At 58.3% G+C, this 25751-nt stretch carries 29 protein-coding genes and 1 tRNA gene; 20 read left to right on the top strand and 10 right to left on the bottom strand.

The window, feature by feature from the left end; genetic code table 11:
* Nucleotides 1-165: 165 nt before the first annotated feature.
* The 7 genes from LKO31_RS08620 to LKO31_RS08650 all read right to left on the bottom strand — a co-directional run bounded on the left by LKO31_RS08620 (nt 166) and on the right by LKO31_RS08650 (nt 7009).
* Entirely contained in the window at nt 166-1689 is a 1524-nt protein-coding gene (locus LKO31_RS08620; RefSeq protein WP_227689886.1) for an efflux transporter outer membrane subunit, read from the bottom strand.
* A gap of 17 nt (nt 1690-1706) precedes the next feature.
* The gene (locus LKO31_RS08625; protein ID WP_227689887.1) at nt 1707-2819 is read right to left on the bottom strand and encodes an ABC transporter permease; all 1113 of its coding nucleotides are present in this window, start codon (nt 2817-2819) and stop codon (nt 1707-1709) included.
* Nucleotides 2820-2824: 5 nt separating this feature from the next.
* On the bottom strand, nt 2825-3952 hold the full coding sequence (locus LKO31_RS08630) for an ABC transporter permease (protein ID WP_227689888.1): 1128 nt from the start codon (nt 3950-3952) through the stop codon (nt 2825-2827).
* Nucleotides 3949-4275, bottom strand: a complete 327-nt coding sequence (locus tag LKO31_RS08635) for an AAA family ATPase (RefSeq protein ID WP_265104603.1) — start codon at nt 4273-4275, stop codon at nt 3949-3951. Before LKO31_RS08635 ends, LKO31_RS08630 begins: the two co-directional genes overlap by 4 nt.
* Nucleotides 4233-5120, bottom strand: a complete 888-nt coding sequence (locus LKO31_RS08640) for an ATP-binding cassette domain-containing protein (protein WP_227689890.1) — start codon at nt 5118-5120, stop codon at nt 4233-4235. The genes LKO31_RS08635 and LKO31_RS08640 overlap by 43 nt, the downstream gene beginning before the upstream one ends.
* Before the next feature lie 123 nt (nt 5121-5243).
* A protein-coding gene (locus LKO31_RS08645) for an IS3 family transposase (protein WP_227689891.1) occupies nt 5244-6370 on the bottom strand; the annotation gives its coding sequence in 2 pieces (ribosomal slippage) (nt 5244-6130 and nt 6130-6370; 1128 coding nt in all).
* A gap of 562 nt (nt 6371-6932) precedes the next feature.
* Nucleotides 6933-7009, bottom strand: a tRNA-Arg gene (locus LKO31_RS08650).
* A gap of 164 nt (nt 7010-7173) precedes the next feature.
* Here LKO31_RS08650 and LKO31_RS08655 point away from each other — a divergent pair.
* Nucleotides 7174-7431, top strand: a complete 258-nt coding sequence (locus LKO31_RS08655; RefSeq protein ID WP_227689892.1) for a hypothetical protein — start codon at nt 7174-7176, stop codon at nt 7429-7431.
* Nucleotides 7432-8123: 692 nt separating this feature from the next.
* On the opposite strand, the gene LKO31_RS08660 is transcribed toward LKO31_RS08655, so the two are convergent.
* The 3 genes from LKO31_RS08660 to LKO31_RS08670 form a co-directional block, all read right to left on the bottom strand.
* Entirely contained in the window at nt 8124-8945 is an 822-nt protein-coding gene (locus LKO31_RS08660) for a DNA adenine methylase (protein ID WP_227689893.1), read from the bottom strand.
* 146 nt (nt 8946-9091) lie between these two features.
* Entirely contained in the window at nt 9092-10093 is a 1002-nt protein-coding gene (locus LKO31_RS08665; protein WP_227689894.1) for a phage portal protein, read from the bottom strand.
* Nucleotides 10093-11943, bottom strand: coding sequence for a terminase large subunit domain-containing protein (locus tag LKO31_RS08670; RefSeq protein ID WP_227689895.1), 1851 nt, complete (start codon nt 11941-11943; stop codon nt 10093-10095). The genes LKO31_RS08665 and LKO31_RS08670 overlap by 1 nt, the downstream gene beginning before the upstream one ends.
* 147 nt (nt 11944-12090) lie before the next feature.
* Here LKO31_RS08670 and LKO31_RS08675 point away from each other — a divergent pair, with 147 nt between their 5' ends.
* The 19 genes from LKO31_RS08675 (at nt 12091) to LKO31_RS08765 (ending at nt 25743) form a co-directional block, all read left to right on the top strand.
* Nucleotides 12091-12981 (top strand): GPO family capsid scaffolding protein, encoded by an 891-nt coding sequence (locus LKO31_RS08675; protein WP_227689896.1) that lies wholly within the window; start codon nt 12091-12093, stop codon nt 12979-12981.
* Between the two features lie 55 nt (nt 12982-13036).
* On the top strand, nt 13037-14095 hold the full coding sequence (locus LKO31_RS08680; protein ID WP_227689897.1) for a phage major capsid protein, P2 family: 1059 nt from the start codon (nt 13037-13039) through the stop codon (nt 14093-14095).
* Between the two features lie 63 nt (nt 14096-14158).
* Complete coding sequence (gene gpM, locus LKO31_RS08685) at nt 14159-15031, top strand: phage terminase small subunit (RefSeq protein WP_227689898.1); 873 nt, start codon at nt 14159-14161, stop codon at nt 15029-15031.
* 101 nt (nt 15032-15132) lie between these two features.
* The gene (locus LKO31_RS08690; RefSeq protein WP_227689899.1) at nt 15133-15609 is read left to right on the top strand and encodes a head completion/stabilization protein; all 477 of its coding nucleotides are present in this window, start codon (nt 15133-15135) and stop codon (nt 15607-15609) included.
* A complete protein-coding gene (locus LKO31_RS08695; protein ID WP_227689900.1) occupies nt 15609-15845 on the top strand; it encodes a tail protein X in 237 nt (78 codons plus the stop codon). The genes LKO31_RS08690 and LKO31_RS08695 overlap by 1 nt, the downstream gene beginning before the upstream one ends.
* A gap of 2 nt (nt 15846-15847) precedes the next feature.
* Nucleotides 15848-16180, top strand: a complete 333-nt coding sequence (locus LKO31_RS08700) for a hypothetical protein (protein WP_227689901.1) — start codon at nt 15848-15850, stop codon at nt 16178-16180.
* Between the two features lie 4 nt (nt 16181-16184).
* Entirely contained in the window at nt 16185-16637 is a 453-nt protein-coding gene (locus LKO31_RS08705) for a D-Ala-D-Ala carboxypeptidase family metallohydrolase (protein ID WP_227689902.1), read from the top strand.
* Nucleotides 16634-17287, top strand: coding sequence for a hypothetical protein (locus LKO31_RS08710; protein ID WP_227689903.1), 654 nt, complete (start codon nt 16634-16636; stop codon nt 17285-17287). The genes LKO31_RS08705 and LKO31_RS08710 overlap by 4 nt, the downstream gene beginning before the upstream one ends.
* Nucleotides 17284-17787, top strand: coding sequence for a phage tail protein (locus LKO31_RS08715; RefSeq protein ID WP_227689904.1), 504 nt, complete (start codon nt 17284-17286; stop codon nt 17785-17787). The genes LKO31_RS08710 and LKO31_RS08715 overlap by 4 nt, the downstream gene beginning before the upstream one ends.
* Nucleotides 17787-18248, top strand: a complete 462-nt coding sequence (locus tag LKO31_RS08720) for a phage virion morphogenesis protein (protein WP_227689905.1) — start codon at nt 17787-17789, stop codon at nt 18246-18248. The genes LKO31_RS08715 and LKO31_RS08720 overlap by 1 nt, the downstream gene beginning before the upstream one ends.
* Before the next feature lie 68 nt (nt 18249-18316).
* Nucleotides 18317-19213 (top strand): baseplate assembly protein, encoded by an 897-nt coding sequence (locus LKO31_RS08725; RefSeq protein WP_227689906.1) that lies wholly within the window; start codon nt 18317-18319, stop codon nt 19211-19213.
* The gene (locus tag LKO31_RS08730) at nt 19210-21021 is read left to right on the top strand and encodes a phage tail protein I (protein WP_227689907.1); all 1812 of its coding nucleotides are present in this window, start codon (nt 19210-19212) and stop codon (nt 21019-21021) included. Before LKO31_RS08725 ends, LKO31_RS08730 begins: the two co-directional genes overlap by 4 nt.
* Complete coding sequence (locus tag LKO31_RS08735) at nt 21021-21398, top strand: hypothetical protein (RefSeq protein WP_227689908.1); 378 nt, start codon at nt 21021-21023, stop codon at nt 21396-21398. Before LKO31_RS08730 ends, LKO31_RS08735 begins: the two co-directional genes overlap by 1 nt.
* A gap of 68 nt (nt 21399-21466) precedes the next feature.
* The gene (locus tag LKO31_RS08740; RefSeq protein ID WP_227689909.1) at nt 21467-22939 is read left to right on the top strand and encodes a gp53-like domain-containing protein; all 1473 of its coding nucleotides are present in this window, start codon (nt 21467-21469) and stop codon (nt 22937-22939) included.
* A 14-nt stretch (nt 22940-22953) separates the two neighbouring features.
* On the top strand, nt 22954-23352 hold the full coding sequence (locus tag LKO31_RS08745; RefSeq protein WP_227689910.1) for a tail fiber assembly protein: 399 nt from the start codon (nt 22954-22956) through the stop codon (nt 23350-23352).
* A complete protein-coding gene (locus LKO31_RS08750) occupies nt 23349-23579 on the top strand; it encodes a hypothetical protein (RefSeq protein WP_227689911.1) in 231 nt (76 codons plus the stop codon). Before LKO31_RS08745 ends, LKO31_RS08750 begins: the two co-directional genes overlap by 4 nt.
* Before the next feature lie 2 nt (nt 23580-23581).
* Nucleotides 23582-24151 carry a phage baseplate assembly protein V gene (locus LKO31_RS08755; protein ID WP_227689912.1) on the top strand — a complete coding sequence of 190 codons (570 nt, stop codon included), beginning with the start codon at nt 23582-23584 and terminating at the stop codon, nt 24149-24151.
* A 92-nt stretch (nt 24152-24243) separates the two neighbouring features.
* Nucleotides 24244-24579 carry a GPW/gp25 family protein gene (locus LKO31_RS08760; RefSeq protein ID WP_227689913.1) on the top strand — a complete coding sequence of 112 codons (336 nt, stop codon included), beginning with the start codon at nt 24244-24246 and terminating at the stop codon, nt 24577-24579.
* A 12-nt stretch (nt 24580-24591) separates the two neighbouring features.
* A complete protein-coding gene (locus LKO31_RS08765; RefSeq protein ID WP_227689914.1) occupies nt 24592-25743 on the top strand; it encodes a phage tail sheath C-terminal domain-containing protein in 1152 nt (383 codons plus the stop codon).
* Nucleotides 25744-25751 lie beyond the last annotated feature (8 nt).

Here is a 25751-nt window from a genome sequence, read left to right on the forward strand (position 1 = left end):
ATATTGGGGGCCGACAGATTCGGCTTGTATTGGTAAAAGTGCACATCGCTACCGGCCTAGTCCGCATTGGCTGTGCAAAATCCATGCTAGCGAGATGCCTGCTCGCAGACATATAGTTTTCCGACCCGCTATGCTGCGCTTCCGCGCTGCCATGGCCGAATATACTCACTTCGCTTCGGCCGATGCGGATGAATTCCCTATCGCTTTGTTAAGCGCGGCATAGCGGGTTCCCAGACGTCCATTGCTGTCAGCCAAATCACGAGACGCTTGCAGCATCGCCCGCTGGCTGTCGATGACATCCAGCCACGTGATAATGCCGCCCCGATAGCGCGCTGTGGCCAAGTCGAACGCATCCCGCGCACTTTCAACCCGTGCAGCAAGCTTAGCATTCTGCTGTTGCTCGGCGGTATAACCATTGAGCGCATCGTCAATCTCTTGCCATGCCTGAAGCACAGTATGTTGGTAGGCGACCGCTGCTTCTTTCTGTTCCAACTCACGAAGCAGGACAACCCGCTTGCGGCGGCCACCATCAAACAAGGGCAGACTGACGCTCGGTCCAATCGACCAAGTGCGGCTCGCCCAGTCGAACAAATTATCACTACGATAGGATTCGAGGTTGAACCCGCCGCCAAGGCGAATGCTAGGATAGATATCCGCTTTGGCCACACCGATATTCGCGGTGGCACCGTGCAAACGCGCTTCGGCTGCCCGAATGTCGGGCCGACGCAGCGCAATCTCGGATGGAAGGCCAAGCGCCAGATCGGGCAGCGACGGCTTCCCACCATCGGCCACTGGCTTTAACAACTCGCTAAGCGCGCCGGGCCGCTCTCCCAGCAACACAGCTATTTGGTTGGCCTGCAGGGCCTCCTGCGCAAGCAGTGGCGGCAGTTGCGCCTCTAGGCCCTGCAATTCGCTGCGCTGACGTTCGAGATCAAAACCATTGTTGATCCCGCCCGCGGTGCGCGCCGAGAGGAGATCGGTACGCTCGCGCAGCGCCGCGATTTCCTCACGCGTCAGCATGATCTTACGCTGGGTTGTCCGCAGATCGAAATAGTTGCGCGTAACGTCGCTCGATAAGCTCAGGCGGGCAAAATCAAGCAGCGCAGCCTGCTGCGCGACGGCCGCGTCGGCCGCCTCGAGCGACCGGCGCACCTTGCCCCAAAGGTCAATCTCCCATGCGGCGTCAAGGCCGGTCTGATAGAGGGTGAACGGCTCGCTGAGCAGCTTGACGAGCGCATCACGATCCGCCCCCGACGAGGAGCCCGAGACCACGTCGAGCAACCGCGTGCCGGCGCCATATTCGCTTTGCCGCTGGCGCGTTACCTGCCCGCTGGCCTGAACTTGAGGCAAAGCCTGTGCCGCCGCATCACCACGTTGGACCCTAGCCTGCGCGACATGTAGCGCGACGGTCTGGAGATTCGGGCTGGCGGCGAAACCACGGCGCACCAGTTCATCCAGCACGGGATCGTTGAACGCCCGCCACCAGTCGGCATGCAATGATGCATCTGTGCCGATAGTCCCATATAGGCTGGGGTCACCGCTGCGCCAACTCGTCCAGTCCGATGGCGCGGCTGGTACTGGCTTCGTGAAATTCGGTCCCATGGTGCACCCAGCGAGGCCAAACGCCAGCAATGACGCAGCAAGCGCCTGTCGGAGCGAAATGCTGGATGCGGAAGGAATGAGGGGCATGTCAGCGGTCCAGTTCTTCAGGCGAGGCGGTGACGGAAAAGCCATGCGGCGAGCGGCAGGGTGATGGCTGCAACTGCCAGCATGGGTACGAAGTCAAGGGCAACATCGGCAAGCACCGCTCCTTCAAGATAGATGCGGCGTACCATGTCGATACCGAAGCGCAGCGGATTAATGTAGGTGATGAGCTGCAGAATCTGCGGCATGTTTCGCACCGGCGTCAGCATGCCAGAGAGCAGCATCAGCGGCATCACCAGCAGAAATGTATAGAGCATCGCCTGCTGCATAGTGACGGACAGCGCCGAAATCGACAGCCCCACACCAACACCAGCGGCCGTGAAGGTGACGAGCCCCAGATAGAGCAACCCATATGATCCGTGCATCGGGATTTCGAACCAGAAACGGATGATTAGCAGGATGATCGTCGACTGAATAAGCCCGACAAGGATCGAAGGGATTGCCTTACCGATCAGGATCTGCATCGGGTTAAGCGGCGTCACCAGCAATTGATCAAAGGTCCCCTGTTCCCGCTCGCGCGCGACAGACAGCGCAGACAATAGCAGGGTCTGCATAAAGCTCAGGGCTGCGATCATCGCGGGCATCATCGTCCAGCGCGATTCCAGATTGGGATTGTACCACGCGCGACGCTCGACCATTATCGGTGGCTGCCCGCCCATGGACCGGCCATAGTCAGCTACGATCGCGCCTATCTGGCCTGCGGCAGCCCCCGCTGTAGAACTGTTGCGCCCGTCGAGGATAATCTGGATTGGCGCGGCATCACCAACTGTCAGCCGACGCTCGAAATCGGACGGAATATTGATTGCGAGCAGCACCTTGCCGCTGTCGATCCATTCGCCGATCTGCGCGCTAGAGGCCAGTGTCGCCTCCCGCCGGAACACGCCGGTGCCGTCAAGACGGGCGAGTAGCTGCGTGGAAGCCGCGCTGCGGCTCTGGTCTACCACGGCATAGGGAAAATGCGTGAGATCGTAAGTCGCGCCATAGCCGAACAGCAGAGCTTGCATCAACGCCGGCGCAAAAAGGATCGTGCGGTTGGCGGGGTCCTTGACCAGCGCCAATATTTCCTTGCGAACAAGCGCAATGGTCTGGGCAAGCCAAGCGATGAGGTCGGCCATGGGCATTAGTCCAGCCTCTTGCGCAAGGTGCGCCCAGTCAGGAAGGCCAGCAACACCCCATAAGCAATCAGGATTGCGCAATTCTTGAGGACCATCGGCCAGATCGTTCCGGCGAGGAACAAGGATTTCACCAGCTCCATAAAGTGCGTCGCGGGCAAAAGCTTGCTGACGATCTGGATCACCAGCGGCACATTACGGAGATCAAAGACGAAGCCGGCCAGCATCATCGCCGGCATGAAGCTGGCCAGCAACGCCATTTGACTGGCGGCGAATTGGTTACGGGTCGTTCCCGAAATGAACAGGCCGAGCAGCAACGCGACGATTAAATAAAGCAGCGAGGCGAAGACGATGACGATAAGCGAGCCCCGGATCGGCACCTCGAACAAAAACCGCGCGGCCAAAAGGCACATCACCATGTCGATGGCACCGATCACGACATAGGGCGCAAGCGTGGAGAGCTCGAGTTCGAGCGGCAGCACTGGCGTTACGAAAAGCGATTCCAGCGTACCGCGCTCCCATTCGCGGGCGATCAGCAGCGAGGTGAGGAACGCACCGATCAGCGTCATCACCAGCACAAGAAGGCCCGGTACCAAATACCATGTGCTGACGCCCGCCTCGTTAAACCAACTACGCTGCACCAGCGTGATACCGCCCCCCGATCCACCACCGGATCGATCCATCATATGGCCCACAGCCGACTGAACCGCGCCGTTCACATAGCCTTCGACCGCCGACGCAGTCGTCGAGTCCGCACCATTTACAATGAGCTGGATGCGCGCATCGCCCGCCGCCCGGCGCTGCGAAAAATCGACTGGCACGCGCACGATCGCTTCCACCTTGTGCGCGCGCATCAACTTGACGGCTTCATCCATGCTCCCGGCCGCGACGGGCACCAGATAGGGCGAGCCCGCGATACCCGCGACCGCTTCCTGCGCAGCGGGAGAGCGATCCTCCAATAGGATTGCGATCGGCGCATCCTTCACGTCGAACGAGAGACCATATCCGACCAGCAGGATCAGCGCGAGCGGCAGCAGGAGGCCAACAAAAAGATTGCTTTTGTCGCGCAACAACTGGCGCACTTCCTTGCGGGTAAGCGCGACCAGACGCCTGCGAAAGCCCGATGCCCCGTTCATGCGGCTTGCTTCCCCTCGCGGCGGGCACGGTTTTGCTCGACGATGGCGATGAAGGCTGCATTCATGTCGCTTGCGTCATCACCAGCCTGTTCGCGCACCTCGGCAGGTGTCCCCAGCGCCAGCAACGCACCGGCGTCCTGTATGGCGATGCGGTCGCAATATTCCGCTTCTTCCATAAAATGGGTCGTGATGATGATCGTGACACCACCCTGAGCAAGGCTGGTGATGGTGCGCCAAAATGCACGCCGCGCGAGCGGGTCAATACCGCTGGTCGGCTCGTCTAGGAACAGAATGTCCGGCTCGTGCAACAGGCCCGCCGCCATGGCGAGCCGCTGCTTGTAACCGACCGGCAGGATACCGCTCTGGGCGGAAGGATCGAGGTCAAACTGAGCCATGACCCCTTGACCCGATCCTGCTTTCGCTCGCCCCGCAGGCCATAAGCACCCGCGAAGAATTCGAGATTTTCGCGGACCGATAAATTGCCATAAAGAGCAAATTTTTGGCTGACATAGCCGATCCGCGACCGCGCCTTGGCGCGCGCGGCACGCAGGTCGACCCCCGCCACTTCCAGATGACCGCTGGTCGCCGGAAGCAGGCCACATAGCGTACGAAAGGTGGTGGTCTTGCCCGCACCATTGGGTCCGAGCAGCCCAAATATTTCGCCGCGCTGGACGTCAAAGGAGGTGCTCGCGACCGCCGTGAAGTCGCCGAACTTGCGGACCAGATCCCGCACGACGATCACCGGCCCGTTCGGCTCTCCTCCAAATGAAGGCTTCATGTCTGCGTCACTGGAGCGGGCTGCGTCCGGCTTATCCGCCACATCGCTCGGTCCATCCTCCTGCTCGCGCAGCAGCAGCATGAAGGCATCTTCCAGTTCCGCCTGACGCGGTGCGAACCGCGTGTCGGACAAAAGATCGGCCAATGCGGCCTCATTACATGCTGGTCTGCGGATGAAATGGACATCGCCGCCCTTGGGAACCGCATCGACGATGCGGTCCGGTGCGTCGATCAAGCGCGCCTGAAGCACCCGCGCAGGCCGATCCAGCAAGGCATCGGCCACATAGGCAAAGCCGTCAGCTCTTTTGCGCAGCGCATCCGGCGGACCATCGGCCAATATCTGGCCATGATGGAATATGAATATCTGCGCGCAACGTTCAGCCTCGTCCATATAAGCGGTGCTGACGATGACGCTCAACTGCTCGTCGGTGATCAGCTGGTCGAGGATTTTCCATAAATCCCGCCGCGAGAGCGGACTGGACTTGTAACGGTTTTGTGCCGGTCACCTATCTCATTAAGCCACCTTGGCTTCAAAGGCGAGCGGGCTAATACCACCCAGATATGAATGGCGTCTGCGGGTGTTGTAAAACCCGATGATGTATTGGAAGATCGCAGCTTCAGCCTGACGTCGTGTTGGCCATTTTTGACGCCAAATCATTTCCGCCTTCAGGGATTTGAAGAAAGTCTCGACAGCGGAATTGTCGTAGCAATTTCCCTTGCCGCTCATTGATGGCCGAATGCCATAGGCCTGCAGTTTCTTCGGATAGGCATAAGCACAATATTGACTGCCACGGTCGGAATGGAAAAGGCATCCCGGTGGCGGGTTACGCAGGCGCACAGCCATGTCCAGCGCCCGTATAGCTAGATCCTTCTTCATTCGGTCACTGACCGCCCAACCCACTACACGCCGGCTGTAAAGATCAAGAATGACGGCAAGATAAAGCCATCCCTCAGAGGTCCAGACATAGGTAATATCTCCCGCCCATTTTTGGTTAACCGCTGCGGCCACGAAATCTCCGTCCAGCCAATTGGGAGCGACACCCAGACGGTGATGGCTGTCAGTCGTCACCTTGTGTTTGCGGGTTCGCACGGGCCTGATGCCATTGGCCTTCATGAGCCGGCCAACCAAACGCTCACCAACGCCTAGGCCGACCTCCTTCAATTCCATGGTCATCCTCGGTCGACCGTAGGTTCCAAGGCTCAGGCGATACTGCTCGCGAATATGAGCCAGCACCTTCATGTCTGTTCTTGCCCTCTGGCTGATCGGGCGCAAACGCCATGAACGATAGCCACGCTCGCTGATCTGCAAGACACGGCACATCAGTTCCACTGGCCAGCGATGTCGCCAATTATGCACAAAAGCGAACCTCACGGCTTTTGGCTTGCAAAGAACTGCGTGGCTTTTTTTAGAATTTCCCTCTCCTCCCGGAGCACACGGTTTTCTAGGCGAAGCCGTTCATTCTCACGGGCCAAATCAGCCTGTGGTTCTGACATCAGATCAGCAGGCCGATACTGCGCCACCCACTTGCCCAGCGTCGATTTGCCAACCCCCAAATCAGCCGCAACACGCTCACGTGACAGTCCGCTGGTCAGCGCAATCCGCACGGCCTCGCGTTTGAACTCTTCACTGTGCTTTATCATCTCGTCGGTCTCCTGTTGCGAGCTCTAATCGCTCAGGTGACCGGCGCAAAACCGGTACAAGTCCATCTCTGTCCTGCGCGACGAGGAAGTCCCGCCCAAGCTTCTAATCGCCCTGCAGATATTGAGCGAGGTCAGCGGGATACCCATCGGAGCACCGGAGTTGCTTTGTTGTTTGATCAGCGTCGCCGCGCCTTGCGCCATGCTGCTCATCGCTGGCGACAAGCTGCCTGCACCAGGCAGGGACATAATGGAGATCGATCGCCGAGCGTTGGCGGACCATCTACATCGCTTCGCGCTCGCCGGCCTGCATGCCGAAGGGCATGACTATCGCTCGCGCCATCAGGACAATTAGGTCCAATGGCCGTTCTAACGCTCGCCCACACCAATGCGGGCGAGCAAGCTAGGCAGATTGCCAACCACAAGGCCAAAGAGCCATTTGCCATTGCGTGGACGCACCATTCTTCCCACGCCCTCCATTCGGTGACGCGGCCAGTGGCACAAATGACAGGCGAAGCTGTGACACTAAGCGCGCGAGAGTTAGCGTAAGTGTTTGGAAAATATATGGTGCACCCAACAGGATTCGAACCTGTGGCCTTCGGATTAGGAATCCGACGCTCTATCCTGCTGAGCTATGGGTGCATCCTGCATAAACCGCAGAATTATGGGCATTTCGCTAAACGCCGCGCCTCCCATCGTCAAGCCTGAAATCGGAACAAAACGGAAAACTACGGCACACTGCGGCACACTAATGGCACACTGCGCGGCACACTGTGCTACCCGCTGCAGCAGTAAGGAGCGGTTTCATGAACGAAGATAAATTCTCCACCATCGGATCAAGGTTCAAAGAAGAACGGCTCTTGTGGGAGGCACGCACAAATTCCTCATTTTCGGATGCTCCCTGTTTCAGCAAAGCCATCATCATCGCGATAGAAAGCGACCGAGGCGGCATCAACAAATCCCAACGCCTCGAAATGATGGTCCTCGCAGAGATGGACGTTTTATATATTTTGACGGGCCGACGCTTTGGCTCTGGGCGTGGAATACCTCAATCAGAACAGTGAGACGAAACGCAGATTTAGTGCGCGGCATCGCGGCGCATAAAAACAAATTCTATTTTGCGATTTATCATTGGGGGTAAAGCGGGGATGACCTTACAATCTAACAATCGTTACAATTCAACATCTTACGGTCTAACAATTTTCTAACATCGACCTTACAATGTTAGACATATGAGACCTTACATTTTAATATTCATAACCAATTGAAATATAATGATTTATGGAAAGCCTGTAAGATTTGTTAGATCAAAGTAAGGTGGCATTTCTAACATTTTTATTGTTCAAAATCATGCACTTGATGACACATCAAAGGCATTGTTAGGAATGTAAGGCGGTCCCGCCATAGGGGTATGTGCCGGATTAAAAATGCAAAGTTTTTTCAACGCTGGCCACTCCAACATGGCTACTGCACGGAGCCGCAATGATCCGCATCCGACGCCATTCCTAGATCATCATATTTTTGATTAGAATTCATTGCGTTGAACGATCTTCACTTGCACGAAATCCGTTGAAAGAGCGGTCAGGCGAGGGGTGGGGGCGACTGCGGCGCTGGGGGGTGGAACAGGGCGGATCGGGCCGTGGGCGGCGATTTCAGCCGGACCGCAGCCTGACGCGGCGGCCAGACGCAAAAAGGGGCGCGGCGGACGGCCAATGCGTCCAGCGCGCCCCTGCCCGCCTGTGCGGTGGTGCGATGATTAGTTGGAGATGATCAATTCAGGAAAGACAGCGGCTTTGTGATTGCCGCCGACAGTGTAGGTGCAATCGACCTCCTCGAAATCGAAGCCCGCGAAAATATCCCGCACCTGCGGCTTGTCATTGATCGAGAGGATGAAGCGCCCTTTGATGCCGCGCAGCTGGTCCGCCATCTGCACGAATTCATCCCGGCTGAACATATCCGCGCCATAGTCATTCTCGCACCCAAAATAGGGCGGATCGAGATAGAATAGCGTCCCCGCCCGATCATAGCGCCGGATGAAGTCAGCCCATGGCAATCGTTCAATCGTCACCGATGCCAGCCGGTCACGAATTGCCGCCAGCTGCGCCCGCACGCTCAGCGGATTGAAACGGGCCGATCCGCTGACGCTGACACCAAATGACCGTGACTTGACCTTACCGCCGAACGTGGCGCGTTGAAGGTAAAAGAACCGCGCCGCCCGTTGCAGATCCGTCAACGTATCGGCATCACAGCGGCGCATCTGTTCAAATTCATCGCGGCTACTGACCAGCCAAGCGATCTGGTCGATGAACGGTTCATAGTGATGGCGCAGGACGCGAAAGAAATTAGCCACGTCCCGCGACCAATCATTGATGAATTCGGCCTTGGCCTTTTGATCGCGGCGAAAGAATATCCCGCCCATGCCGACAAAGGGTTCGGCATAACAGTTGTGCGGCACTTCCTTGATCCGCTGCACGATACGTTTGGACAATATCCGCTTGCCGCCGATGTAAGGCGCAGCGGGCGTGACCGGCTTAACCGCTTCATTATTCATCGAACTATGTAAAATAGGATTAGACATAATAAACCATGTTCCTCATATGTTCCGCACCGGTGTTCGGCGGGATGGACCCGAAAGGATCCGAAGGTTCATGGCGGTCTAGACCCCCGCCGATTAAACTGGCTGCAACCAGTATCCCCGCCGAATTTTTACGTCCGGCGATGATTTCAGGCTTCGACACCGCTGGGCTGATATGGCCCAAAGCGCACGGCTTCCATGCCCAGCCAGTCGTTGATTTGGCGAAAGCGGCGTTGCAGCGGCACGATTTCATGATCGAAGAAAACCCGCGCCGCGTCGGCAATGCTGCCAAAGCCAGCGCTGTTGGTCGGCACCACGCCGATCAGCTGGGGCGGCACGCGGTGCGCGGCTAGCAGATCATCCCGCGTCGCGTTCTTGATCCCGCTGAATTCATCCTTGGCCGCGACTTCGCTGATTGGCAGGATCTGCACGCCCTTTTCCTTGCCCTTGGGAATGTGAAGGTAAAGGTTGCGAAAATTGCCCGGTCCTTTGGACTGTCGCATCGCTTCGCGGATCGCGTTGCTATCTTTGTCCGTCAGCCCTTCCTCTGCAACATAAAGGATATATCCCGCATGGCTGCCGTTTTTATAATAGCGGCGGCGGAACAGCGTGGCCGCTTCATTGAGCAGCCCGCTTTGCAACGCGGCATACCATTCCGGCACGCCATAGATTTCCTGCGCCAGATCCGGTTCGATCAGGTGACAGACGCTTCCCGCCGCAAACTCATGATCCTCTTTGCCCGGATGAATGAACCAAAACTGCCCCGCCTTTTTGCCGACGCGGGTAAAGACGGACGGCGCACAGCGCAGGTGCAGCGGCTGGCCCATGCGATTGTCCACCCGTTCCAAATAGCCATTGCCCGTTGCCAGATAATTGGTAACCAGCTTTTCAAATTCCTGATGCGTAATCAGCGATCCGGGCAACAGTGAAGCTGACAGCAAATTGCGCTTCAAAGCGATGGCGCTGCTGTGGTGCGCGCTCATCCGGTGCGCCGAAATCAAACCGCGCATGGAAATGGGCGGCGTGTAATATTCACCCATCGACCCGATTTCGAGCAGGTCCAGCAACTCGCTGCGGTCCAGCACGCTTTCGGGATCGCCAAAGCTAAACACCTGCACGCCGCTGGGCGTTTCGACTTGCATGTCGTCCATCAAAATATCTCCACACTGCTGGTCCGCTCATCAGCGGTCGGATCCAACGCTTCATTAAAAATTGCGTGCATGGTGGCCCACGCCAGATCAGCATGGCCGCTGTTGCCAGCGCGGCCCGCGACATAGGTTACGGCCTTCCCGCCCTTGGTGACTTTGGGACGAATGGCCATGAAACTGTTGGTCACATCGGTCCAATGCTTGGCATATTCCAGCCTGCCGTCCCCGATGACCTTTTTGGTTTTGAACACCATCATGGCTTTGACTTCGGACGTGTAACGGATCGCCCGCGCCGATGGGAACCAAGCCGACACCAGACTATAGACGGCGCTGCCTATGCCAGTCGTATCGATGGCGATATGCGTCACATTGTAACGCTGGCAGATCGCCTTGATCGCGGCATTTTGCTGCTGATAATCTTTGCCGCGATAGCGGTGTTTTTCCAGCAGGCGGAACTTGCCGCCCACCTTGGCTGGCGGCGCGACGACGATAAGCCCCGCGTCATCGCCATTGCCGCTTTCGCCATTGGGATCATAGCCGATCCACACTTCGCCATCGCCGAACGGGCGGCGCGCAAATTCCCTGAAATCCTTCCACGCCGTGAACGTATCCACGCCGCACCGCCGCATATACTCAAAGGGGAATGTACTTTGCGTGTCGTCCAGAAATTGGCACAGGAACAGTAGCTCAAATTCCTCGGCGCTATTCTCGAATTCCAATTCTTCGCGGTTGATGAATGGCCCGATGCCCCCATCCATCGCGTCATCAATGTTGACGATCTGCCGCCAAATCCGGTCGGTTCCTAAGTGACCGCCTTTCAGTGCTTCATGGCTGATGTCGATCTTGGCGCGGTCGGCTTTCGCTCGCCGCTTATTATATTTCTCGCCTGACCATATGGGATAGGCTTCGTGCGCCATGACGCTGGGCGTGGAAAAATAGGTGCGGTGATAGCGCGTATGCGTCGCCATCGCCTTGGCGACCTTTTCCAGCTGTTCAAAGCCAAATATCCAAAAGGCTTCATCGATATAGACGTCGCCATGATAGCCTTGGGCGGTGCGGTAATTGGTACCGAGAAAATGCAATTCAATCGGCGGAAGCGGCTGGCCATCTTCATCGTCGCCGCGCTTGATAACCATGGGATTGCCAGACAATTCCATGCCCAGCACTTCACGGACGAAATCGACAATATAGTTGCGAAAGATCAACGCTTGGCTGCGACTGGCCGATATGAAGATCTGATTATTGCCAGTTTGCAGGCCATGGATCAGCGCCTCGCGGGCGAAATACCAAGTCGCACCTATTTGGCGTGATTTTATGATGAAGCGGGTGCGCTGTTTACGCGCCTTCCACCAATTATCTTGAAACGCCAAATTCTGTTCGTGAAACGCCGCTTCCAGCTTTTCCAAGCCTTCGCGGTCGATCAGATTTTTCTTGCCCGCTTTCTTCGCCAGCACCTCTGGCGCGTTGCGATTGGCGACCTTGGGATTGAGATCAACTTCATTGCCGCCCTTGGCATATTTTTCCATACGCACGGTGCGTTCGACGCCGCGCATCAGCGCATCGAACTGTTTATAATCTTCGCCGTGCCACTTGGGCTTGGCGATCAGCTGCGCCAGCCGACATTCCAGATTATCCTGTATTTTTTTGACGCTGCTGGCTTCATCCCACTTATCGCGGCCCTTCCAACTGGCGATAGTGTTGGGGTTAAGGCCCAATTCGTCGGCGATCTGTTGGATCGCCCAGCCCTGCCAATATAGCGACCGCGCCCGCGTGCGCGGCGCGATAGGCGCGACATCGGGCGGGATGATCGCGGTGGCGGTCGCTGGGGGCGTGAAAGGCGGCGGATTGCTCATGTCCCGCGCAAACTATGCGCGCCGCGCCGCTTCGCACCGCCCTCTGTCCTGTAAGCCGCGCTCTTACAAGATCAGATCATTGCAGCATCGCCAATCTGGCGGCGACACCACTGGCAACACCGCATCCCTGCCAGTCGGAGCATTTCAATGGCGAAGAAAACCAAATTTTTCCGCGTAGCCGTCGAAGGCGCAACCGTTGACGGTCGCACCATTGATGCCAAGTGGCTGACCGAAATGGCGGCCAATTATAACGCTGTCACCTATCCAGCCCGCGTCAATATGGAGCATTACCGCAGCGCATTGCCGATGACGGGCGATGATAATGGCAGCGCGTTCGGCAGCTACGGCGATGTCATCAGCTTGAAAACCGAAACCATTGATCTGGAAATCGGCGGCAAAACGGAAAAGCGGCTGGCGCTTTATGCTGAAATCGAAGCCCATGAGCCCATGCTGGCGCTGATCGACAAAAAGCAAAAGCTGTTCACCAGCATCGAAATCAACCCCAGCTTTTCGTCCAGCGGCCAAGCCTATTTGATGGGCATCGCCATGACCGACAGCCCCGCCAGCCTTGGCACCGAAATGCTGCAATTTTCTGCCAGCCAAGGCGACAAAAGCCCGCTGGCCCACCGCAAGCAACAGCCCGGCAATTATTTCAGCGCCGCCGAAGAAGTACAGATCGAATTCGCCGACGAAACGCCTGCCGATAATGGCGGCGGCTTGGTCGCCTTTATGCGCAGCGTGTTCGAACCATTCATCAATTCGGGCGGACAAAATGGCAATAAAACCGATCCGCAGCCCGCGCCCGTCACCCTCACGGCCAACGAAGATCGCCCCGTCAATGAAATGGCGATTGGTCTGCTGCTCGGCCAATTTGCCGCTGCATCGGACAAGCAATTTGCGGCCACCAATGCCGCCATCACCGTCCTGTCGGCCAAGGTCGATGCCCTGACCAATGTCAACGCCAACAATCCTGCGGTTCATTTCACGCCGCGCCCACTGGGGCTGACCACTGAAACACCGGTGAAGACGGACTTTTAACCAGCCCGTCGACGCCTAGCACCATCCCGCGCAGTCTTTCCCGAAGGAAAACCCGATGCAAAATAAAACGCGCCTCCTTACCGAAACTTTCCTGTCCACCGTTGCGGGACTGAGCGGCGTTGCCGATGCTTCCACCACCTTCACCGTCGCGCCTGCGGTTGAACAAAAGCTGGAAGCCCGCATTAAAGCCAGCAGCGAATTTCTGTCCAAAATCAACGTCATTCCAGTCATCAACCAAAAGGGTGAAAAGCTGGCGGTTGGCGTAAACCGCACCTTGGCAGGCCGCACGGACACGACCAGCGCAGACCGCCAGCCCGGCAATGTTGGCGATCCCGCCAAGATCAACGGCTACACCTGCGAAAAAACCAATTTCGACAGCGAATTGCGCTACGCCCAGCTTGACGCGTGGCGTCACCACGAAAACTTCCAGATCCTGATCCGCGATAGCATCGTGGCCCAGCAAAGCAGCGACCGCATCATGATTGGCTGGAACGGCACCAGCTGCGCGGCCACCACCAACCGCACGACCAACCCGCTGCTGCAGGACGTGAACAAAGGCTGGCTGCACCATATCCGCACCGATGCCCCTTTGCATGTGGTCAGTGACGGCGATCTGACCGCCGACGCCACCAAGGCCATTTATGTGGGCGAAGGCACGGTCGGCACCGATGTTGATTATCGCAGCCTTGATGCCTTGGTACTGGATGCGAAGAAGATGATCCCCGCGCACCGTCGCGGCGACACCAGCTTGGTTGTCATCATCGGCCATGATTTGTTGGACGATAAATATTTCACCATCGCCCAGCGCACGGGCGCGCAGGCGACCGAGGTGGAAGCAACGGACCGCATCTTGCAAAGCAGCAAGCAAATCGGCGGTTTGCCAGCCATTGCGGTGCCGCACTTCCCCGCCAATGCCATTCTGATCACCAGCCTGAAAAACCTGTCGATCTATTATCAGGAAGGCACGCGTCGCCGTCATATCGCAGATGAACCCAAGCGCGACCGCTATGTGAATTATGAAAGCGTGAACGAAGCCTATGTCGTCGAAGATTATGACATCACGGCCTTGGTCGAAAATATCGTGATGGGCCTGAAGCCCACTGGCGGCGGTTAACGCTCGCCGCATCACATGGGGGCCATGTGCCCCCACCCTTTTCTCACACCCAAGGATCCCGTCATGAGCCTGATCAGCCGCCATATCGCTAAACATGCGGCCATCGCCGCAGTCGCCGCCGCCCAATTGGCCGAGGAAGCCGCGCACGTAACAGCGGATCCAACCCCTGACGCAGCCCCGTCCCCCACCGTCGCCGTTATTTCCACCCCCAGCTTGGTCGCCCGCCGCATGGCAGAGGCGCAGGCCGTACGGGACGCTGGCGGCGTGACAGATCCTTACGCCATGACGGCCCCCGCGCCCATTGAAAATGAAGAATATCGCGATCTGTTGGAGCAGCTGGGCGAGGATCTGAACCGCCTAAGCCAAATCCAATCGACCGAAGCCAAGATCGAAGCCAAGCGCCAGATGCTGGATCATTACCGCGACTGGATTTGCGGCGTACTGCGCGCAGGCCAAGACGGCGCGGCCACGCAAGACGACATCATCGCCCTCACCTTCATCTGGTTTTTGGACATTCAGGACTGGGAAATGGCCGCGCAGATCGGCGCGCATATCCTGACCCACAATATCAAGGTGGAACGCCACAAGCGCACACCCGCTTGCATTTTGGCCGAAGATGTTGCCGAGGCCGCGATCAAGGATCTATCCGCCGTCGATCATGGCACGCTGATCGTCATTGATGAACTGACCGCGCCGCACGACATGCCCGATGAAGTGCGCGCCAAACTGAAAAAGGCCATTGGGCGCAACCTTGCCCATCAGGCCGCCAATTTTGACCCAGAAGCCAGCGAAGGCCCAGCGGGCGGCAAAGCCGCGCTGATCGAAGCCGCGCTAGAGCAGCTGCGCCGCGCGTTGGAATTACACAAAAAGTCTGGCGTCATCAAAGACATCGAAATGCTGGAACGTGAACTGAAAAAGATCACGTCCGACACGTAACGCCCCACCGGCGCGAGGGGGCGGACATTGGATCTGGGCCGATATGGATAAACCCAGACCGCAGTGATCCTCACCCCCTCCAATTTTTAAAGGATCCAGCCATGTCCGGTTTCATCGCCATACCGCCAGCGCCAAGCAGCCCCGCTGGGGCGACTGTCGACGCTGATGGCTGGTTCCCGTCCATCGATGTGAACAAGATGCGTGCGTCCCTGCGCCTGCGCGGTGATGTGCCGCATGAACGTTTGGTCAGCGCATTACAGGGCGGCATTCTGACCGTCCTCAGCCAGACCGACCAATGGGCAGCGACATGGCGGGCCAGCGGCGCTGTCGTCTTGGCCGATGTGAAGCCGGACGAGCAGATCGACGGGCAACATCGGCTGACCTTGATCTTTACCCGCGCTGTTCAATTTTACGCCGCCGCCGAACTGGCGGATCTGGCCCGTGATAGCAGCGCCACACGCGATGAAGTGGACCGCATCGACGAAGAAAGCCTGGTTGCGGCGGATCTGACCACCAAAGCCCTGCAAGCCGTGCGCGACATGCTGGGCGTCACCCGCGTCGCGGTGGAATTGATCTAATGATCCGGCCCGCCAACGCCCCTGCCAACCGCGAATTTGTGACGGTCGCGGCCCTGCCCCACGAACCGTTGGATGCCTTGGCCCATCGCATCACGGGCAGCACCAGTGCGCTGGCGGAACTGATGATATTTAACCCGCACCTGACCATGACCCACCTGCCCGCTGGAACCTTGGTTTTCGTTCCCCAACGCACCGCCGCCACGCCGATGCGTGAAACCGTGCAGCTATGGAGTTGAAATTGGATCTTCGCACAATCTTGCAAACTGCATCGGAACTGGCCGGTTCGTTGGCCCCATCTCTGATTGGTTCGGCTGTCGCCCAAGCGTGGAAACCCGCGCTGGCTTGGCGCGACCGCTTTCTGCAATGGATCGTCGGATCCACCGTCAGCTATTACGCCACCATGGCGATTATTGCCGTCACGGCATGGAATGACTTTGTGGCGCAAAGCATCGCATTTGGCATCGCCATTGTCGCCTTTGACGCCACCCCCGTTCTGAAAAAATCCATCACCGAAACGCTGTCGGGCCTGCCCGCCCGCGTCGCGGACCGTGTCCTTGGCAAGAAAGGCTGAACCAATGCAACTGTCACCCCATTTCAGTTTAGCCGAATTGACTGCGTCGGCCACGGCCACCGCGCGCGGAATCGATAACCGGCCCAATGACGCTCAGATCAACGCCATGCGCCTGCTCTGCACCAAGGTGTTGGAACCGTTGCGCGCCCATTTTGGTCGCCCCATCCGCATCACGTCCGGCTTTCGTTCCCCTGCCCTGTGTCTGGCTGTCGGGTCCACGACCAACAGCCAACACGCCAAGGGCGAAGCGGCGGATTTTGAAATCAACGGGGTCGACAATCTGACTGTGGCACGCTGGCTGCGTGATCATCTGCCCTTCGATCAGTTGATCTTGGAAAATTATGTGATGGGCCAACCGAACAGCGGCTGGATCCACGCCAGCTACCGCGAAGGCCGCTTACGCAAAGAAGCCCTGACCTATGCCCGCCGCACCTATTTCAAGGGATTGCTCGCATGATGGATATGCTGTTGCCATTCGGCGTTTCTGCCGCCGCCGTCTTGTTTTTGACGATCATCACCAAGGGCGCATTTCTGGCGTGGGCCAGCACCGCGTTGGATTGGCTGATGGCGCGGCCACACCGCTTGATCATCGCCGCTTTGGTCCTTGCCTCTGCCGCTGGCTGGTGGACCGCGCACCTTAATGACCAGCGCGCCGCCCGCTGGGAAAGCGCCAGCGCCGCCGAGGCCAGCGCCCATCTAGACACCAAAGCCCGCACCCAAGCCGCCGCCATCAGCGCCCAACTGCTGGCCGAACAAAACCGCGCCGCCGTGGAAGCCCAATGGCGCGCCCAATATCAGGATGCTGTCGATGAACTGCAAAATCTTCGCGGTCGCAATGCTGGCCTTGTTGCTGACTGGCTGCGCCAACCAAGGCCAACGGCCAACCCCGCCGATCCGCGTAGCTCCAGCCACCCCGATATGTCCGGCGCTGCCGAAATGCCCAGCGGATCTTTGCACGATGCCGACACGGCCATCCTTCCTGTCGCCGACCTCTACCGCTCGGCCCATGCCTTCGCCCAGCTAGAAGCCTTAATCGGCTGGATCATGGCGGCGCAAAGCGTTGAAACCAGTCCTGCGGCCCCCGCGTCCGCGGCCCCCACATTATGAAAAAGCCAGCCGACCTGCGCGCCCATCTGGTCGCCTATATTCCCGATCTCGCCATCGATCCAGAACGCCTGCGTATCTGGATCGAGGACGGAACCGTCAAAACCACGCAATCGGCCACCCGCCACTTCGAGCTACGCTATCAGCTCAATATCGCTATTTTGGATTTCAGCGCCGATCCGTTGATCATCATGGTGCTGATCAACGACTGGCTGCGCCTAAACCAGCCCGATCTGATCGCCAGTCAGGCGGCATCGGGATATGATGTGCAGGCTGACTTCATGACCAACAGCACCGCCGATCTGGCCTTCACCCTGCCGCTATCGGAAATCATCCTGTGCCAACCGCGTGACGGCGGCGGATGGGAATTTATGGCGAGCCCTGAAACCCCCAGCTTTGATGATGGTCTGCTCGGCCCCGACGACCCCATACCCCACTTGCGCGAAATCTGGTGGGGCGGTGAAAAGCTGCTACCAGATCCCGCCATTCAAGGCAGCGCATAATGGCCGATGACTTCCGCCGCCTTGAACCTTGGTTGCAAGAAATCGCGTCCAGATTTGATGATCGCAGCCGCCTGAAAATGGGACGACGGATCGCGCAGGCACTTCGAAAGATGAATGCCAAACGGATCGCCGCCAATACACAGCCGGATGGCACCGCCATGGACCCGCGCAAGCAAACGGAAGGCGCGGTCAGGAAAAAAGTGCGAGCAAGCGGCAAGATGTTCAAGCGATTAAGGCTGGCCAAGAACATGCCAATCCGCGTGCATCCCGAACAAGTCGAAATCAGCTTCGACAATCAGATAGCCGCGACCGCCGCCGTTCACCATTTCGGGCTGCGCGACCGCGTGAGCAAATTTCGCGGCGCGCCATCCATCCGATACCCCCGCCGCGAATTGCTGGGCTTTGGCACTGAGGATGAAGCCGCCATCATGGATATCATTTTGGAAACCATGGAAGCCTGATCCTGTAAGCCGCGCTCTTACAAGATACCCGCCTTGCCCTTGCGCGATGCTGCCGTGTCCATGGGCTCATGACCCTATCCACCGCCACCGCCATCGACATTTCGCGCCTGCCGCCGCCCGTGATCATCGAGCTGCTGGACGTTAGCGCAATCCTAACCCAGATGCGGGCCGACTTTCTGGCGCGCTATCCGGCTTTCGATGCCGCCGTCGAAAGTGATCCGGTACAAAAGCTGTTGGAAGTAGCGGCCTATCGGGAATGGCTGCTGCGTGCCGAATTTAACCAGCGCGCACGCGGCTGTATGATCGCCTTTGCCGAAGCGTCGGACCTTGACCAGCTGGGGGCTTTGCTGGGCGCACAGCGGTTGGAAGTCACGCCAGCCGATACCTATTTGAACATTCCCGCCGTCATGGAAAATGACGATGATTTCCGCCGCCGTATTGTCCTGTCGCCCGAAGGTTTTTCGGTCGCTGGTCCCGAAGGGGCTTATATCAGCCATGCCTTGGCCGCTGATGGGGACGTGCTGGACGCCAGCGCCACGTCACCCGCCCCCGGTGAAGTCATGGTCACGGTGCTGTCCCGCCTTGCCGACGGCACCGCCAGCCCCGAACTGCTGGCCTTGGTCAATGATGCCGTCAGCGCCGAGGATGTGCGCCCCTTAACCGATATGGTTACAGTGCAAGGACCGGACATCATCGAATATGTGGTGGCCGCTGAAATCGAAACCTTTGCTGGCCCCGACAAGGACTTGGTCCTGACAGAGGCGCGCCGTCAGCTGGACGGATATATCACCCGCTCGCGCAAGCTGGGGCGCGACATTGTCCGCAGCGGACACATCGGCGCGCTGCATGTTGAAGGGGTCAGCCGCGTCCGGTTGATATCCCCTGCGGCGGATCAGATCTTGGATCGCACCCAAGCCGCTTATTGCACCGCAATCACCCTGACACACAGCGGTACCGGCGAATGACGAACAAGCGCAGCCTATTGCCACCGACCAGCACAGCGCAGGAATTGGCGGCGGAACAAGCCATGTCGCGCATCGCGGACATCCCAATCGATTTGAACGCCACCTTGTGGAACCCGATGATCTGCCCGCCCTATCAATTGCCCTTCATGGGGTGGGGACTGTCGATTGACGCATGGGATGAAAATTGGCCGCTGGCCGTGCGGCGTCAACGGGTCGCCAGCGCGCTGGATATTCAGCGGCGCAAGGGAACGGTCAAGGCTGTGCGCGATGTGGTGTCCAGCTTTGGCGGTTCTATGGTGCTGCGCGAATGGTGGCAAACCAGCCCACGTGGCGCGCCCTATACTTTCGATATCATCATTACGGTCGGCGGCTCATTCGGTGCCATGCCTGCCAGCTACATCGACGAAATCATCGCCGAAGTGGCTCGCACCAAGCCGGTTCGCAGCCACTTCACCTTCACCCAGGCGCTGACCGCGCGCGCCGATATCGGTGTCTATGCCGCTGCGCGCGCCAGCATTTACCGCCGTTTGGCCTGTACCGTGCCAGCCGCTGTCGGCCCGGATAGGCTTTTCCAGAATGGCGAGAATGGCGCCTGGTATGATCCATCGGACCTGTCGACATTGTTTCAGGATGCCGAAGGAACCATCCCCGTCACGGAGGCGGGTCAAGTCGTTGGGCTGATGCGGGACAAATCTGGTCGGGGCAATCACGCAATGCAGTCGGCGGCGGCGTCGAAGCCTATTTATGGCATCGAGCCAGCGACGGGTGTACGAAACCTACTCACCAATACGGAGTTTCCGAACGGGTTGAATGGCGCCCCCTCACGGGCGGGCTTGTTAAGTCCGAGTGTAATGGATGGTTTCGACGGCGCGATTGCGTTCGGCTATGATGGCGCAACCGGTACATATGCGTACAAGTTCGGCACTATCCCCATTGATGCCACATACACTTTTTCAGTGTTCGTACGCATGGATGATGGGTTAGCCCCTGTATTTTCTAGCGTATCCCCCGCTGGGCCGGGGAATGATTTTTACTTAGTCGCGAGAACTACTGGCACTTCCCCTACCACATATGCGGTAACACCTATGGGTGATGGAACCTACAGGGTTTCCTGTACTCTGGCATTGACCACAGGCGGTGGAAATTTTGGTGTAGTTAAATACGCGGGAAACACACCGAGAACCTTTAAGGTAACGGGCTATCAAGCTGAACTTGGGGCCGTTGCAACCCCATACCAGCGCGCCAAAACAAAATATGACGTGGCGGAAGCGGGCGTTCCCAGCAACAGCTATGTCGCGTTTGACGGCGTGGACGACGCGTTGGTAACAAATGTTGTGGATTTCACCACGACAGACAAGGTGTCGATTTTCTCGGGTATCCGTAAGTTAGCAAATGAAAACACCGCGATTTACTTGGAATTTGGTAGTAATTTCAACAATCCCGGTAGTTTCTACATAGCTACGTCTTTAAGCACGCGGTATAGCTTCAATTCTCGCTCCAATGACATGGGAACAGCCGCAGCCGCGAATGTTGTTGGTCCTGTGGATACGTCCGTCATCGCCGCATTGGCCAGCATATCTGGTGACGTGGCAACTATCCGCCGCAATGGGCAGGCGGTGACTTCCACCAATGATAAGGGAACGGGTAATTTCGGTTCTTATGCATTGAACATCGGTCGCCGCGCTAACGGAACGATACCTTTTCTCGGCAACCTCTACGGCCTGATCATTTTAGACCAGTTTGCGAGCGAGCCGGATGTGGCATTTGCTGAGGCGTGGATGGCCACCAAAACAGGAGTGAGCTTCTGATGCTGTCCTGCACCATCATCATTCCCGCCGACGTTCGCACCAAAGCGAATGCACTGGCCGAAGCCATGGGCTGGGGGGAAAACAACTATACCGTTGCGCTGTCCGCTGACGGCGCGGAACCGGCCACCCATTTTGGCCTGCACGCATGGGTCCATCCGGGCTTTGTTCAACTGATCAGCGATGCGGATGATGACATCATCCCCGCCGAGCTGGTCGCGGCAGGCTATCCCGAAGCCGATTTCCTGGCTGTCGTGGATGCGGCCACATGGTCCATCCGTGAAAACTCGGATGGCCATTTTGATGAAGCCGCTGCGGCCCTCGACCTTCACCGGCAGAGGCCCGATCCGATGGATGATGAGGCGGCCGATCATGGCTGACTTTGTCCTTTCCACGAACCTTGCGCCCTGTGACCTATGCCCGCTTAAGCTCTTTGGAAAATTGAACCATGGCCGATCTTAATCTTGTTATCACCGATGCGGGCCGTGCCGCGCTGGTCAATGCCGCGCACAATGGCACCTTGCCCGTTATCATTAGCCATTGCGGCGTGTCGGCCAGTGCGGTTGTGCCCGTTCCCACCGCCGCCACCCTGCCGGAGGAGATTAAGCGGCTGGCCACCCTGTCGGGCGGCGTGGTCGCGGAGAATACCATCCATGTGACGATCCGCGATGAAAGCAGCGATATTTATACGCTGCGCTCGCTGGCCCTGTATCTGGGCGACGGCACGCTGTTCGCCATTCATGGACAGCCCGCGCCGATCATGGAAAAATCAGCCGGGGCGATGCTGTTGATGGCGCTGGATGCGCAATTTGTGGATGTCGATGCCACGCATCTGAGCTTTGGCGACAGCAATTTCCTGAATCCGCCAGCCACCGAGACGGTGCAAGGCGTGATAGAGATTGCGACCCAGCCAGAGGCAAACAGCGGGGTGGACGATCAGCGCGCCCTGACACCCAAAAAAGCACGCTTGGCCCTGATGACATGGCTGTTGGCGCAAGACGGGGCAGGCAGCGGTTTGGACGCGGACCTGCTGGACGGCCAACATGCTAGCGCCTTTTTGCAGGCGTCGCTGTATACGGGCGCGCAGATATTGTCGCGTTTGGTGACGGCGGATGGCGCGGGCAGCGGCTTAGATGCGGATTTGCTGGACGGGCAACATGCCAGCGATTTTCTGCAAGCCTCGCTGTTCACCGGCGCGCAAATGCTTTCGCGGCTTTTGAGCGTCGACGGGGCAGGCAGCGGGCTGGATGCCGATCTGCTCGATGGGCAGGATGGCAGCTATTACACCAACATCATCGCACGGCTTGGCTTCACGCCGCTGAATGCCGCCAACTACACCGCCGCCGATGTCTTTGCTAAAGTGTTGGGGCTGGACGGCGCGGGCAGCGGCTTGGACGCCGATTTGCTCGATGGCTATCAGGCGTCCGCTTTCTTGCAGGCATCGCTGTTTACCGGCGCACAGATCATATCAAAGCTAGGCTTTACCCCGCTGAATGCCGCCAATTACACCGCTGCTGATGTGTTGGCCAAGGCGCTGACGGTTGACGGATCAGGCAGCGGGCTGGATGCGGACTTGCTCGATGGCCGCCATGCATCCGACTTTGCCCTGCTGGCTGGCTGGGAATATGGCAACAACGCCAATGGTCATTGGCGAAAATCACCCGATGGCGTCATCGAACAATGGGGCACCTTCACCGGCAATTTTTCCGAAGGGGCGCAAATCCGCAATTTTCCCATCGCCTTCACCGATCTTAATTCGGTGATGATGCAATCCAACACCATGAACACCGGCGGTACCGTCAACAATGATATTTGGACGCAAAGCGGCCTCATTTCCCTGACCCAATTTCGGATCGTCTTTCAAGCCACATCCAGCGGCAACTATGGTTCCGGTGCGCGCTGGTACGCCATTGGCAAATGAACAGGACAGCCAGCATGAAAATCTTTTTCGACCCCGCCAGTGCCAGCATTTTCGATACGGCCATTCACCCCAACCCGCCCGCTGGTTCGGTGGAAATATCCACCGCCCTGCACCAATCGCTGACCGCCGCCCAAATCGCGGGGCAGATGATCATGGCGGGACCAGACGGCCAGCCTGTGGCCGTGGACCCAAGCAGCTTGATGACCAGCGACGAACTGGCCCATGCAATGCGCAGCCAGCGAAACCAACGGCTGCTGACCAGTGATTATGTGATGATGGCCGATTATCCGCTGACCGATGATCAGCGCGCCGCGTGGGCGGCTTATCGCCAGCAATTGCGCGACCTTCCCGAAACCATCACCGATCCGGCTGCCATCACATGGCCGGTCGCCCCTACAGGAGAAAGCCTATGACCGACATCACCACCAAGATCGGCAAATACAACCGCGACACCCGCACCGTGCCAGTCACCTTCACCAGCGGGGCGATTGTCCACAAGCGCGACGTCAACGCCGTGCTGACCGATGCTGGCCGCTATGACGCCGAAGCCACCGCCGCCCGCGTGGCCGATGTGGCGAACGGCGTGGCGCACAAGATCGCTTGCGGGGCGATCACGGCGGCACCCCAGCAAGCGGATTGATCATGGCCAACGTCACCGACGAAGGGGATTTCGACCCCGCCGAACTGATCCAGATTGGCATCATCCAGTCGGTCGACTTGGCTACCGCCACCTGCACCGTCGAAATTGACGGCGAAGAAAGCGCGCCCATGCCGTGGATGGAACTCAGCATGGGCAAGCTGCGGACTTGGTGTCCGCCTGCCAAAGATGAGCAGGTGGTCGTGTTCGCCATGGACGGCGAAGCAGGAAACGGGATTGTGCTGCGCGGCCTTCCCAGCACCGCCTTCCCGCCCGCTGGCAACAGCGAGACCTATGCCATGATATGGGATGACGGCACCAGCATCAGCTATGACCCCGCCACCAAGACGCTAACCACCACCCTGCCCGCTGGCTCCACCGTTGCTGTCACCGCCGATGATGTGACGATCATAGGCAATGTGACGATCACGGGTGATGTCGTCATAACGGGCGATGCCACGGCATCTGGCACTGTGACGGGCGAAAATGACGTGATCGGCGGCGGGAAATCCCTGAAAGACCACAAGCACAGCGGCGTACAGGCAGGAACCGCCCAGACGGGGCCACCGGCTTAAATCAAACCGCTGTTCCTGTAAGCCGCGCTCTTACAAGATCCGCCGCTGGCATCGAACGGACGGCGCGCACCATTGTCGCGCCCATGCACGGCATGAACCGCCACACCGGATCCCCGCTTAGCGGTGATGATCATCTGGCCCAATCCATTGGCGATATTTTGACCACGCCTGTCGGATCTCGGTTGATGCTGCGCGATTATGGTTCGCGCCTGTTGGACCTGATCGACCACCCGTTAAATGCTGCCACGCGGCTGAAATTCATTGCCGCCACCGCCGACGCTATCACCCGATGGGAACCGCGCCTGCGCCTGACCCGCGTCGATATGAGCAGCGGCAATGCGGATGGCACCGCTGCCCTGATTATCGAAGGGCAACGACTGGATCGACCCGACCAACCCTTTTCCCGTCTCGCCATCCCGCTGTCTTAAGAGGAACGCCATATGAGCCAATCGATCCACCATGGCATTAAAGTGAATGAGCTAACGGACGGCATCAGGCCGATCCAAGATGCCAGCACCGCCGTCATCGGTATTGTCTGCACCGCAACCGCCGACGCTGGTAATGCCAGCAGCGCACTGGACGCCGCCATTCCTATTGGCCAGCCCGTGCTGATTACCGATGTCAAAGCCGCCATTGACGTTGCTGGCACGGCGGGCACGTTAAAACCAACATTGGAAGCCATATCGGACCACACACGGCCCATCATCGTCGCGGTGCGCGTCGATGATCCCGGACCGGACGTAGACCCCGAAGACCCAACGTTGGACGATAATGCCAAAGCAGGCGTCGACACCTTGCTGACTGCCGAAAGCCTGTTGGGCGTGCGCCCCCGTATTCTGGGTGCGCCTGGTCTCGACACACAGGCCGTCACCACCAAGCTGGTCAGCGCCGCCAAAAAGCTGCGGGCTATGGCTTATGCCAAGGTCAACGCCGCCAATATCCCTGCCGCCAAATTGTATCGCGGCGGATTTGCGGCGCGGGAATTGATGCTGCTGTGGCCCAACACCAACAGCGCCTTTTCGGGTGACCTGATCGCTCGCACCTTGGGCCAGCGCGCCCGCATCGACCAAGAGATTGGCTGGCATAAAACCCTGTCCAATATGGCGCTGGAAGGTGTGATGGGAACGGATATTCCCATTTTCCATGACTATCACGGCGTCGATACAGAATCGGCCCTGCTGAATAGCGACCAAATCACCACGCTGGTCCGCATGAACGGATGGCGTTTGTGGGGCAACCGCACATGCAGCGATGAACCCTTGTTCGCCTTTGAAAGCGCGGTTCGCACGGCGCAGGTGTTGCAAGATGAAATCGCCGCTGGTCTGGTGTGGGCAATTGATAAGCCCATCACCCGCACCCTGTACCGCGATGTCGAAGAAACGATCAATGCCCGTTTCCGCCAATTGGTGTCGGCAGGTCGCCTGATTGGTGGCAGCGCGTGGATTGATCCCGATAACAACCCTGCATCGCAACTGGCACAGGGCAAAATCATCGTCGATTATGATTTCACGCCGTGCGCGCCTGCCGAAAGCATCACGCTGAACCAGCGTATCACCGACCGCTATTATGGGGATCTGGCGCTGGCTGCCTGATCGCCTAT

Origin of the sequence: Sphingopyxis yananensis (assembly GCF_020687785.1) — a bacterium.
Lineage (GTDB): Bacteria > Pseudomonadota > Alphaproteobacteria > Sphingomonadales > Sphingomonadaceae > Sphingopyxis > Sphingopyxis yananensis.

What these genes read in the sequence shown, in the direction of transcription:
- LKO31_RS08620 (WP_227689886.1), bottom strand. Translation starts at nt 1,689, where the DNA reads ATGCCCCTCATTCCTTCCGCATCCAGCATTTCGCTCCGACAGGCGCTT.
- LKO31_RS08625 (WP_227689887.1), bottom strand. Translation starts at nt 2,819, where the DNA reads ATGGCCGACCTCATCGCTTGGCTTGCCCAGACCATTGCGCTTGTTCGC.
- LKO31_RS08630 (WP_227689888.1), bottom strand. Translation starts at nt 3,952, where the DNA reads ATGAACGGGGCATCGGGCTTTCGCAGGCGTCTGGTCGCGCTTACCCGC.
- LKO31_RS08635 (WP_265104603.1), bottom strand. Translation starts at nt 4,275, where the DNA reads ATGGCGGCGGGCCTGTTGCACGAGCCGGACATTCTGTTCCTAGACGAG.
- LKO31_RS08640 (WP_227689890.1), bottom strand. Translation starts at nt 5,120, where the DNA reads ATGGACGAGGCTGAACGTTGCGCGCAGATATTCATATTCCATCATGGC.
- LKO31_RS08655 (WP_227689892.1), top strand. Translation starts at nt 7,174, where the DNA reads ATGAACGAAGATAAATTCTCCACCATCGGATCAAGGTTCAAAGAAGAA.
- LKO31_RS08660 (WP_227689893.1), bottom strand. Translation starts at nt 8,945, where the DNA reads ATGTCTAATCCTATTTTACATAGTTCGATGAATAATGAAGCGGTTAAG.
- LKO31_RS08665 (WP_227689894.1), bottom strand. Translation starts at nt 10,093, where the DNA reads ATGGACGACATGCAAGTCGAAACGCCCAGCGGCGTGCAGGTGTTTAGC.
- LKO31_RS08670 (WP_227689895.1), bottom strand. Translation starts at nt 11,943, where the DNA reads ATGAGCAATCCGCCGCCTTTCACGCCCCCAGCGACCGCCACCGCGATC.
- LKO31_RS08675 (WP_227689896.1), top strand. Translation starts at nt 12,091, where the DNA reads ATGGCGAAGAAAACCAAATTTTTCCGCGTAGCCGTCGAAGGCGCAACC.
- LKO31_RS08680 (WP_227689897.1), top strand. Translation starts at nt 13,037, where the DNA reads ATGCAAAATAAAACGCGCCTCCTTACCGAAACTTTCCTGTCCACCGTT.
- gpM (WP_227689898.1), top strand. Translation starts at nt 14,159, where the DNA reads ATGAGCCTGATCAGCCGCCATATCGCTAAACATGCGGCCATCGCCGCA.
- LKO31_RS08690 (WP_227689899.1), top strand. Translation starts at nt 15,133, where the DNA reads ATGTCCGGTTTCATCGCCATACCGCCAGCGCCAAGCAGCCCCGCTGGG.
- LKO31_RS08695 (WP_227689900.1), top strand. Translation starts at nt 15,609, where the DNA reads ATGATCCGGCCCGCCAACGCCCCTGCCAACCGCGAATTTGTGACGGTC.
- LKO31_RS08705 (WP_227689902.1), top strand. Translation starts at nt 16,185, where the DNA reads ATGCAACTGTCACCCCATTTCAGTTTAGCCGAATTGACTGCGTCGGCC.
- LKO31_RS08710 (WP_227689903.1), top strand. Translation starts at nt 16,634, where the DNA reads ATGATGGATATGCTGTTGCCATTCGGCGTTTCTGCCGCCGCCGTCTTG.
- LKO31_RS08715 (WP_227689904.1), top strand. Translation starts at nt 17,284, where the DNA reads ATGAAAAAGCCAGCCGACCTGCGCGCCCATCTGGTCGCCTATATTCCC.
- LKO31_RS08720 (WP_227689905.1), top strand. Translation starts at nt 17,787, where the DNA reads ATGGCCGATGACTTCCGCCGCCTTGAACCTTGGTTGCAAGAAATCGCG.
- LKO31_RS08725 (WP_227689906.1), top strand. Translation starts at nt 18,317, where the DNA reads ATGACCCTATCCACCGCCACCGCCATCGACATTTCGCGCCTGCCGCCG.
- LKO31_RS08730 (WP_227689907.1), top strand. Translation starts at nt 19,210, where the DNA reads ATGACGAACAAGCGCAGCCTATTGCCACCGACCAGCACAGCGCAGGAA.
- LKO31_RS08735 (WP_227689908.1), top strand. Translation starts at nt 21,021, where the DNA reads ATGCTGTCCTGCACCATCATCATTCCCGCCGACGTTCGCACCAAAGCG.
- LKO31_RS08740 (WP_227689909.1), top strand. Translation starts at nt 21,467, where the DNA reads ATGGCCGATCTTAATCTTGTTATCACCGATGCGGGCCGTGCCGCGCTG.
- LKO31_RS08745 (WP_227689910.1), top strand. Translation starts at nt 22,954, where the DNA reads ATGAAAATCTTTTTCGACCCCGCCAGTGCCAGCATTTTCGATACGGCC.
- LKO31_RS08750 (WP_227689911.1), top strand. Translation starts at nt 23,349, where the DNA reads ATGACCGACATCACCACCAAGATCGGCAAATACAACCGCGACACCCGC.
- LKO31_RS08755 (WP_227689912.1), top strand. Translation starts at nt 23,582, where the DNA reads ATGGCCAACGTCACCGACGAAGGGGATTTCGACCCCGCCGAACTGATC.
- LKO31_RS08760 (WP_227689913.1), top strand. Translation starts at nt 24,244, where the DNA reads ATGAACCGCCACACCGGATCCCCGCTTAGCGGTGATGATCATCTGGCC.
- LKO31_RS08765 (WP_227689914.1), top strand. Translation starts at nt 24,592, where the DNA reads ATGAGCCAATCGATCCACCATGGCATTAAAGTGAATGAGCTAACGGAC.